Source organism: Aliibacillus thermotolerans (genome assembly GCF_027853235.1).
Lineage (GTDB): Bacteria > Bacillota > Bacilli > Bacillales > Marinococcaceae > Aliibacillus > Aliibacillus thermotolerans.
On the sequence record NZ_WKJG01000073.1, the window covers coordinates 1 to 4,443 of the forward strand.

Consider the following 4,443-nt stretch of genomic DNA (forward strand, 5'->3'; position numbering starts at 1 on the left):
GCTTGGCAAATGCGAAAAGAGGAGGATCCTAAGACGATTGGCAACCTTTTTTACATCCTTTGCGAAGATGTAAAAGACATAGATTTTATTACTGCCCTTCAATCACTTATTGACCTTTTCCAAACTTTGGCGGAAGCCGAGGTTTCTTTGAACATGGACATCTTTAAAAATCAAATGAATAAATGGTTGGCCACTATACCTAATTATATCAAGCAATGCTTAAATATTTCTGTGTGCGAAAGTTGAGTTATTAGGTATTGGCGTTTTCATTTTTTATGTTAGCTTGAGGTATATGCTTTCTGGTATGGAATATACAGAAATTGCAACGGAGCGTGCTTATAAAAGAGAATTACGTGTCATAGCAACGAGAACGATTGGATTTGTCTTTATTTTTACCCTTCTTTATTTTATTTTTGTAGAAATACCAGTTCGCTGGAGTGATTGGATCGAGATCTTAGGTTTATTATGTAGTGTTAGTTTGCTATGGTTTGTTACTAGTTTTATATCCTTAAGACGTTCGTATAAAAAGAATATGGAATTACTTTAATGTGGAAAGGGAGATAGACGTGTGATTGTGCACGTTTATATCTTCCTTTTTCTATGAGTAAAATTCATTTACACGAATTTTACGTTCATTTACTATTGGCTTAATAATCTTTCGATATACTAGAACTAGTTTCGTTAATTGTTAAAGGGAGGAAGATAAAGGGAGGAAGATTATGATGAAAAAAGTATTATATTTATTGGTTTTCAGTCTATTCCTTTTCGTGTTAGCAGCCTGTGGAGGGGATGCGGAAGAAACATCATCTGAAGCAGAGAATGATGCAGAAGTAGAAACAGCATCAGATTCTGAAGGTTCGGAGTCAGAAGAAGCTGGAAATGAAACCATTGAAAAGCTTTCGATTGGATTTGTTCCTTCAAGAGAACCAGATGAAATTATTACAGCAACAGAACCACTAAAAGATTTATTAATAGAGGAAATGGCAACGTTAGGTTATGACGTTGGTGAGGTTGATATTACGGTAGGTACAAACTATGAAGCGGTTGGGGAAGCATTATCTGCTGGAACAACGGATATCGGTTTAATTCCAGGTGGTACATATGTATTATATGATGATGGTGCTGAGGTAGTCCTAACAGCAACTCGTGCAGGTTTAAGCATTGATTCAGACGATGCAAAAGACTGGAATGATAATAAGCCAACAGAAGATTCAGATGAGCAGGCGACAAGCTATCGTGCATTAATCATTGCTGGACCATCTGAAAAAGGACAAGAGTTAGCGGACAAAGTAAACAATGGCGAAGAATTAACTTTTGATGATCTAAATAGTGCATCTTGGGCAGTTATGTCTTCATCTTCCCCAGCAGGATACATTTACCCTGCGATTTGGTTAGATGAAAACTATGGTAAGACAATAACTGATTTAGATAATGTGGTTCAAACAGATTCTTATGGAAGTGCATTTGCTAGACTAGCACAAGGTCAGATTGATGTTATGGTAACTTACGCAGATGCGAGACGTGACAATGTAGAAAATTGGCAAGGTGAATTTGGTAGAGAAGCATCCATTTGGGATGAGACAAACGTTATTGGTGTTACACCTAGTATCTATAACGATACGATCAGCGTAAGTAAGAATTCAGAAATCATGGATGAAGACTTAAAAGCTGCTATTGCAGAGGCATTTATCAATATTGGTGAAACAGATGAAGGAAAAGAAGTAATATCCATTTATAACCATGAAGGATATCAAGAGGCAACTTCATCAGACTATGATAATGAAAGAAAAGCACAAGAATTAGTTCAAAGTTTGAACTAAATCCGTTCAATTAAACACGAATCTGATTCAGGTGAGAGCATCGCTTTTTGATGTTCTCATTTTCATAGATTGGAGAAGAATAGATGATCGAATTTATCAATGTTGGAAAAACCTATCCGAATAACGTGAAAGCACTACAAGATATTAATCTAAAGATTGAAAAGGGAGAATTCGTTGCCATTATCGGTCTTTCGGGAGCAGGGAAGTCAACGTTAATTCGCTGCATCAATAGGATGCATGATATATCGGAAGGGGAATTAATTGTTGATGGCGTAAAAGTAAATGCACTAAAAGGAAGAGAGATTCGAAATTATCGACAACGCGTTGGAATGATCTTTCAGTCCTTTAATCTTGTTACTAGAATATCTGTACTAAAAAATGTACTAGTATCCTTTGTACCCCATCTCCCGTTTTGGCGAAAAGTAATTGGTGCATTTTCCAAAGAACAAAAGATCAAGGCATTAACCGCTTTGGATCAAGTTGGGATCTTGGATAAAGCCTATGTTCGCGTCGATCAATTATCGGGTGGACAGCAACAGCGTGTGGCGCTTGCTCGAACGCTAGCACAAAATCCAGACATCATTCTTGCTGACGAACCGATTGCTTCTCTTGATCCGGTGACAGCGAGGCAAGTGATGGATGATTTTAAAAGGATTAACAGGGACACGGAGATGACGTTTATTATTAATATTCATCATGTTGAGATGGCATTGGAATATGCAGATCGGATTATCGGAGTTCGGGAAGGGCGAGTTGTCTATGATGGGGAAGCAAAAAATGTGACAGAAGAAGTTCTGGATTACATCTATAAAGGCAACGTAGAGGAATTGGAACGGAATACGGAGGAGAGAAGTTATGTATGATAAAATTTTTCCTCCGGCTAAAATCTCTCTTCCAAATGGAAAGATTGTTCAGGAGAAGCGCTCAAGATTACCGATTATTCTAGTACTTATCATTCTTGCCACCGTGTTATCGGTCAAATTTACTGGTTTTGATATGAAAATTTTACTTTCTAGATGGAAAGAATTTTTTGTCATAATCGGAGAAATGATTCCACCAAAATGGGAGTATATCTCTCATATTTGGAAGCCGTTAATGGATACGATTAAGATGTCCTTATTAGGTTCGATCTTGGGTTCTTTGGCTGCCATTCCTGCTGCGTACTTTGCTTCTTCTAATATTATGAGAAAGCCAGTTGCTGCGTTTAGCAAATTTATCCTTAGTATTTTACGGACGTTACCAACACTTGTTACTGCTCTGATTGCAACATTTATTTTTGGACTAGGGACACTTGCTGGTACAGTAGCTATTTTTCTATTTACGGTAGCCTATGTAGGGAAATTATTGTATGAACAAATCGAGAATGCCGATATGGGGTCGTTTGAGGCAATGGAATCATGTGGAATGACAAGAATGCAAGCATTTCGATATGCTATTTTCCCACAAGTCCTCCCAAACTATTTGTCTACTTCTCTCTTTTGTTTTGAGGGAAACGTCCGGTATGCGGCCATATTAGGATATGTTGGCGCTGGTGGAATTGGTTTATTGTTAAATGAGGGGCTTGGTTGGCGTGATTATGCGAGTGTTGGCATGATTTTAGCTATGCTCATCATTACGGTATATAGCATTGAAAAAATTAGTGAACATTTCCGGAAAAAGTTAATTTAAAGGAGTTTACATATATGGATGCCATTGAAAGACAGCTCAATGCTTCACCAAAAAACATACGCTATATCTTAACTATCTCGGTACTCATCCTGTTCCTATTTATTTGGTCGTTATCAACGGTGAACACGGATAATATGCAACAGAGTGGGTGGCAAGTGGCCACTAGTATTATCGGTGGAATACTGAATCCAGATCTGGAATTATTGTTTAATTTTACGAAGAAAGGTGTCTTATACTTACTGATTGAAACGATGGCTATTGCATTTCTTGGTACCATTATGGGCTCCATTCTTGCGATTCCCTTGGCATTTCTATCTGCTTCCAACATCGTACCGAGACCGATCGCAGCTTTAACTAGAGTCGTTCTCATTGTAATTCGTACGATTCCAGCTATTGTTTATGGATTAATGTTTATTCGGGTTACAGGTCCTGGAGCTTTTGCAGGTGTATTAACAATTGCACTTGTATCGATTGGTATGCTTGCGAAGTTATTCGTAGATGCCATTGAAGATTTGGATACGAGTATTCTAGAGTCGATGACTTCCATTGGTTGTAGTACCGTTGAAAAAATCCGCTTTGGTATTTTGCCACAGCTCTTTTCGATGTTTCTATCGATTATTATCTATCGATTTGATATGAATTTAAGGGAAGCATCGATCCTAGGCCTTGTTGGTGCTGGAGGAATTGGTGCACCACTCATATTTGCGATGAATGCCTATCGATGGAATGAGGTTGGTTCGATTCTTATTGGATTGGTCCTATTAATCTTAATTGTTGAGCTTTTCTCTAACCGAATTCGAACAAAATTGGTTCGAGGATAGTACGGTGAAAGGGGCTGTCCAAAAAGTCAGTAGAAACTGACTTTTTGGAGTCCCTTTTCTATTTCTCATTTTGAAAAATGTGCACAAAAAAATCGCCCTTTATTGTAAAATGAAGTTACCACACAACATTTACA

General features: G+C 37.8%; 5 protein-coding genes and 1 pseudogene. All 6 read left to right on the forward strand.

All coding sequences use genetic code 11. The annotated features are described in order from the left end of the window. Positions 1-246, forward strand: a pseudogene (locus tag GJS40_RS11820) (IS4 family transposase); the annotation flags it as partial. Between the two features lie 58 nt (positions 247-304). After that, entirely contained in the window at positions 305-547 is a 243-nt protein-coding gene (locus tag GJS40_RS11825) for a hypothetical protein (protein ID WP_270898068.1), read from the forward strand. 175 nt (positions 548-722) lie between these two features. Then, entirely contained in the window at positions 723-1,820 is a 1,098-nt protein-coding gene (locus GJS40_RS11830) for a PhnD/SsuA/transferrin family substrate-binding protein (RefSeq protein ID WP_270898069.1), read from the forward strand. 83 nt (positions 1,821-1,903) lie between these two features. Further along, on the forward strand, positions 1,904-2,683 hold the full coding sequence (gene phnC / locus GJS40_RS11835) for a phosphonate ABC transporter ATP-binding protein (RefSeq protein WP_270898070.1): 780 nt from the start codon (positions 1,904-1,906) through the stop codon (positions 2,681-2,683). Further along, on the forward strand, positions 2,676-3,488 hold the full coding sequence (gene phnE, locus GJS40_RS11840) for a phosphonate ABC transporter, permease protein PhnE (RefSeq protein WP_270898071.1): 813 nt from the start codon (positions 2,676-2,678) through the stop codon (positions 3,486-3,488). The genes phnC and phnE (GJS40_RS11840) overlap by 8 nt, the downstream gene beginning before the upstream one ends. Positions 3,489-3,502: 14 nt before the next feature. Next, positions 3,503-4,309, forward strand: coding sequence for a phosphonate ABC transporter, permease protein PhnE (gene phnE / locus GJS40_RS11845; RefSeq protein WP_270898072.1), 807 nt, complete (start codon positions 3,503-3,505; stop codon positions 4,307-4,309). Positions 4,310-4,443 lie beyond the last annotated feature (134 nt).